3 protein-coding genes and 1 pseudogene are annotated in these 5,190 nt (G+C 63.7%); all 4 read right to left on the bottom strand.

Annotated elements, in window-relative coordinates; genetic code table 11:
- Window positions 1-693: 693 nt before the first annotated feature.
- Window positions 694-2,205 (bottom strand): GMC oxidoreductase, encoded by a 1,512-nt coding sequence (locus LQV16_RS22760; RefSeq protein ID WP_229996110.1) that lies wholly within the window; start codon window positions 2,203-2,205, stop codon window positions 694-696.
- A gap of 267 nt (window positions 2,206-2,472) precedes the next feature.
- A pseudogene (locus LQV16_RS22755) lies at window positions 2,473-2,759 on the bottom strand (hypothetical protein); the annotation flags it as partial.
- A gap of 56 nt (window positions 2,760-2,815) precedes the next feature.
- Window positions 2,816-3,748 carry a hypothetical protein gene (locus LQV16_RS22750; RefSeq protein ID WP_229996109.1) on the bottom strand — a complete coding sequence of 311 codons (933 nt, stop codon included), beginning with the start codon at window positions 3,746-3,748 and terminating at the stop codon, window positions 2,816-2,818.
- Window positions 3,749-4,387: 639 nt separating this feature from the next.
- The coding region (locus LQV16_RS22745) for a phospholipase D-like domain-containing protein (protein WP_229996108.1) at window positions 4,388-5,190 on the bottom strand (803 nt) is incomplete at its 5' end.

Genomic DNA, 5,190 nt, shown 5'->3' with positions numbered 1-5,190 from the left:
CACCCTGGTGTGCGGCGCCGGCCACAGCTTTGATGCCCGGTGATACTTACATTGCCTAAGCCGGGACCGGCGATGTCCACCGCGGACAATTTCGCCAACTAGGTCAGTCAGCCGACATTGGCAGTAGTCCACCAAAACCGCGGAATCACGGTGGTCCGCATCTGGCGCTTTTCGCCAAGTGCCCTTGGGTCTCACAGTCGGGACGAGTCCTTCGGCTGTCAGTTTGGGGCCCTGAACGTCGAAACTAAACGTGCAGGGCCCCTCTGCTGTCGGGCGGCCACGGGGAGATGCCGCCTAACTTCGTGGCAGGGCTCAACATCATCCCACTGCACAGGGTCTGGCGACGGGATACGCGTCAGGTCTGTGGCAGCGAGGGATAAGAGCCCCGCTACACCGGACTCGAAATAGCCGACAACAGGCGTGCCAAATAGCAGCTTGGGGTGGCGACCGCGGTCGGGCCCCACCCGATCGCAACATAGGAAGAGGCCGCAGGACACACCAAAGAATCCGGCGATCCCATCAATTCCCCGTTGGGGAACGCCAATTTCGAGACGCGACGCGGATCAATCCCGGCATTGACTATCCGTCCTCCGTCCAACAGAAATGGTCGAAGCCGTGGCGGCCTGCTTTCGGTCGCTTTCCCGACGGCGGGCCGAGACCATGCCGACCAACGTGGCATACCTCCTAGCTGCCTCAGAGTCCCGCCCCGACCCCGCGACGCCGGGTCGCGATGTGCTCGGCGACCATGATCGTGGGGATGTTGGTGTTAGCCGACGGCGGTTCAGGGAGGATCGAGGCGTCGACTACCGAGAGGCCCGGCACTCCGTACACCCGTCCCGAGGTGTCGACCACGGCGCCGGCCCGAGGGTCCGTTCCCATCGCACAGGTGCCCACGGGGTGGTGGTAAGTCGTGGCCGTGGCCTTGATCCAGGCGCGAACGGCGACGGCGTCAGCGACCAGTTCCGGCTGGGGAGCGAGCCGGGAACCGCGAGTGATCTGGGTCAGGTGAGGGTGAGCCACGGCAGCGTCCGCGAGCTGCAGGCCCTCCACCAATCGGTCGATGTCCACCGGATTGCGGAAGTACCCGAGGTCGATGGCCGGTGCGGTGTTCGGGTCGAGTGTGAGCAGCCGCACCTCACCGCGCGACGCCGGCTTCAGCAAGGCTGCGGCGAGCAAGCAGCGGTACCCGTCCCCGAGCCGGTACGGTCCGCACACCATGAGCTGGAGATCCGGGGGATCCGAAGCGGATCTCCGGCTGCTCCGGGCTGTCGCCATCACCTGGAAGAGCGGAGGGTCTCCCAGCGGTTGGAGACACGGCAGGTCGATTGCCACCCAGGGGTGGTCGGCGAGATTCGTCCCCACACCGGGCAGGTCCATCGTGACGGGACTGCCCAATGCGGCTACGTCCGCGGCGGGGCCGATGCCAGACCGGATGAGCAGCGCGGGCGAGTGGTAGGCGCCAGCGCAGACAATCACCTCATCGGCCGCGACGATCTCGCCGTCGGAGGACCGGACACCTATTGCACGCCCGCGACGTAACACGACCTCGGCGATCGGACAGGTCGCGCGGATCGTCAGGTTGGGCCGGGAGCGGATGGGATCCAGATAGGCTCGAGCGGTGCTGACCCGAAGGCCTCGCACACAGTTGACTGGTATCGCTGACAGGCCGACGGCCCCCGGGGCGTTGTGGTCTGGAATTCGCGGGATCCCCACGTCCGCGATGGCGTCCTCCATGGCGAGCGTGAGCTCGGACCGTTCGTCCCCCCGATAGCGGCGGATCGGTACCGGCCCGTCCGTCCCGTGATAGGGCGACGAACCGAAGTCCAGGTCATGCTCAAGGCGTCGGAAAGACGGCAGCACGTCGGCGAACGTCCATCCCGGCAATGCCCAGCCGTCGTAATCGGCCGGATGCCCGCGCAGGGCGAAGGTGGCGTTGACGGCCGACGAGCCCCCGGTCACCCGCCCTTGTGGAAGGTCCAACGGAGGTCCGTCGGCGACACCCGTCCCATGAAGCCCCCAGTCGTGCGAAGCCGTGCTGGTGCCATGGATGCCGTCCGCGAGGTCAGCCGGAAGCCTCGGCGACGGGTAGTCCGGCCCCGCTTCGAACAGCACCACCTCGCGGTCGGCGTCCTCGCTGAGCCGCGAAGCCAACACGCAGCCTGCACTGCCCGCACCCACCACGGCCACGTCATACCGGCTCGTCATTTCTTGCCCTCGCTTCCGACTCCAGTCTCGGACGGCGGTCGGGATATTACTAGTTCGAATTCGAACCGGCCCAGAGAGGTCTCCGGGCCGCGATCAACGCCGACGGCGCGGATGCCACCCGGATCCAGCCCCAATCCCGTAAGGAAGTCAGGTACTGATCAACAGACTTTTTGATGTCGCGCGTTCTAAGAAGCGTGTACCCCAAGGAGGCTGGTGTGCTTTCGGTCACGCCCGTTACGGCGGCTATGTTCGGAACCGTGATGCCTGCTTCCGGTTCAGACCCCGTTTCCTTGAGAACACCGACCAGATGCCGTAGTCCCTGCACAAGCGCTGGCCCCTGTTCTCGCCCGCCGTAGTGCCCTGCTCGGGGGGCGGCCGACTCCGCCGCTGCCGGGCCGGCCCCCGGAATCCTAACGCTCGGCGATGGCGATCCAGCGCTTCAGCGTCGTGACCCAAAGCCCGAAATCCTTCGCAATCTGCGCCAGCGGCGCCTCGCCCTTGCGGGCCACATCAATAACATCCCGGCGGAACTCCGCCCCATAAGTCGTGGGCATGTGCCTTGGATTGAAGGCGCCGGCGGGCTCCCGAGGACTCGGATCTCGTGGGCCAATCAGCGTTTGAAGTCCTTCAGACGCTCTACCACGAATTCTCTCGAGCACGGATGGCTCTCCTCTCCTTGAAAGCAGGCGAGTACCCCTGCTTTCGCTTCTTCGTCTCCCCAAGCCTGACCCACCAGTAGCTTAAAGCCGCTCACCCTGCTGAAATCAGGAACGAGGATGGGATCGCTACTTCCGTCCACCGGGATAGTGATCGTCTTGTCCTTGCCACCGCTACTCACGGTCGCTGCCAAGCTTCCCTCGAAGTCCCGGGGTACCTGCAACCTCAGAAAAAGGATGGCGGATTCGCCCGGCGGAAGATTGTATGCTGCAGGGGACTTAGGCACGATATTCCGGTCCTGAGAGTCTGCTCTGGCGTCAGAGAATGTGGCTGTTGACGTTCCGTCAGCTTGAAGTGTGCCGGTGTCTGCATCGATGGCCCCACCTGTAGGAGTGATACAGATTACAGGGAAAAGGGGCACTTGAGCTGCTGCAGTTTTCCCGTGCATGGTGAAGTCTCGCACCGTGATAGGGGCGCCCACTTGAGCGGTGTTACTGAGGTCAACGATGACACTGTCCACGAACAGCCTGCCATAGCGTGACAACCACGTGTGCTGTTCTTCGCTGCAAACGAAATACCGCCCGTCCGGGGAAGGAACCAGACGGGTTGGAAAGCTGTCGAACGGCGCATCGACTGGCACCGCGTAGCTGCCAAGAGAATTCAAGTTTTTACCTGCAGTGGCGCTTAGTGAGCCGACGCTGCTCTCCGTGGTATTCCAGTCTGCGATCAACTCCCGGCCGAAGGCAAAGATTGGGATCACGACTGCAGCGATTCCGGCTAGAACCAGCCAGACCATTTTGGTTACTGGTACCGATTTCTGTGCGGGATCGGATTTCTGATTCAGATTACCTGTGATGGCAACACCTTGATCGTCCTGGTCCGACATTTCGCTCACTGCCTTTACGCCGACGTCTTGTCACTAGTCAGTGTCCGACGAAAGCTTCCTGTGGCCAAGTGTTCCCGCCAATTACCTTGCACCGGGCCGCGGGGTCCGTCAACCACCCGCCGCGGATCCGGCAGGCAGCGACCCTCATTATGCCGAGGCCGTTCGGGGGGCCCGTCACCGCAGCATAGAGATTGTCGAAGAGGCTGTGTCGGAACTGTCCGACGCCGTCGGGGTCGCGGCAGCTTGGCGTAACACCAGCCGTCAGACTAGGGCTATGAGGAGAACCTGCAGAGCATCGAGGAGTTGCACTCCGCTTCATTTTCGCCCTGCACCTTCATTCCGTCGAGGCCAAGGTCGGAGCACGACCCAGCCTGTTCCAGGCTATCGGCGGTATCGCCACCGGCACGGAAAGCAAAGCCTCCGGAACCGCGAAATCGGCCTCTCGCGGGCAGGAAGAAGCTCCCATCGATTGCAATGACTTTGCCCCGGTTTCCGTTCAGTGCGCGGGGGGAGCACTAGGTTCAGTGGTGCCGGGTTGAAAGACCATCCACAGTCATCGCCCGGACGACGCTGGAAACTCACGAGTGGCCGTGTTTGGCAGTCGGAGGTCCGCGCAGCCCTTGCACCAGACTTGCTTGCCTAGAACCGGGTAGTGCCGCGCAGCCGGTGGGGGCGACCGTCCGGGTCCATGACAAGGCGGCTCAACGGATCTGCCCAGAGACGTTGGCGGGGTGACACTGGCTGGGGAGTGTGGCGGCGCACGTGTCCGGCGGGTCGGGGGGAGCGGCGGCCAGTTTCATGCCAGCGGTCGAGAGCATCTGCGGTGGAGTTCCAAAGCTCGAGCCCGGCCGCCGGGTCGTGGAGCTGGGGATTGTTCTGGTCTAGGCCCAGGTGTTCGGCCCAGAGTTGGAGCCGGAGCACGTGGGCCAACGGCCGGGAAGTGTCGTGGCTATTGTCCGTGGCGGGCGCGTCCCGGTTGTCGGCAGTCGTGTCGAATACGGCGCAGGTGAGCTCGCTGTCGGTAGTCCAGGATCGGCGGTTGAAGTTGTCTGAGCCGCAGGTAAACCAGGTGTCGTCGATGATGCAGATCTTGGCGTGGACGTAGATCGGAGTTCCAGAGCGGTTCTCCAGGTCAAACACGCCGACCCTGTCGGGCGCGACGCGGTGCAGCATTCTGAGGGCACGCAGTTGCCCGATCCGGCTCGTCGGTCCTGCGAGAGGCCCATCAGAGTCGGGGTAACGGGGCACAACGGCAATCACCCTCAATTTGGGATTCCGTTCGAGGGCGTCAGCGATTCCGCCCGCGACCTCTGTTGACCACAGGTACTGGTCCTCGATGTAGATCAGCGACCGGGCGCGGGCGAAGGCCTTCGCATAGGCGCGGGCAATACTGCGTTCCCCAGTTGGAGCGAACGGGAACGGGGGACGTTTCACCCCGTAGG

The organism is Arthrobacter sp. Bi26, from assembly GCF_918697925.1.
In the GTDB taxonomy this organism is placed as follows: Bacteria; Actinomycetota; Actinomycetes; order Actinomycetales; family Micrococcaceae; genus Arthrobacter.
The sequence above is the reverse complement of the archived record's forward strand: the minus strand, read 5'-3'. Positions and strand labels throughout refer to the sequence as shown.

Excerpts from the sequence above, each read along its gene's own strand:
- LQV16_RS22750 (WP_229996109.1), bottom strand. The coding sequence starts at position 3,748 with ATGTCGGACCAGGACGATCAAGGTGTTGCCATCACAGGTAATCTGAAT.
- LQV16_RS22760 (WP_229996110.1), bottom strand. The coding sequence starts at position 2,205 with ATGACGAGCCGGTATGACGTGGCCGTGGTGGGTGCGGGCAGTGCAGGC.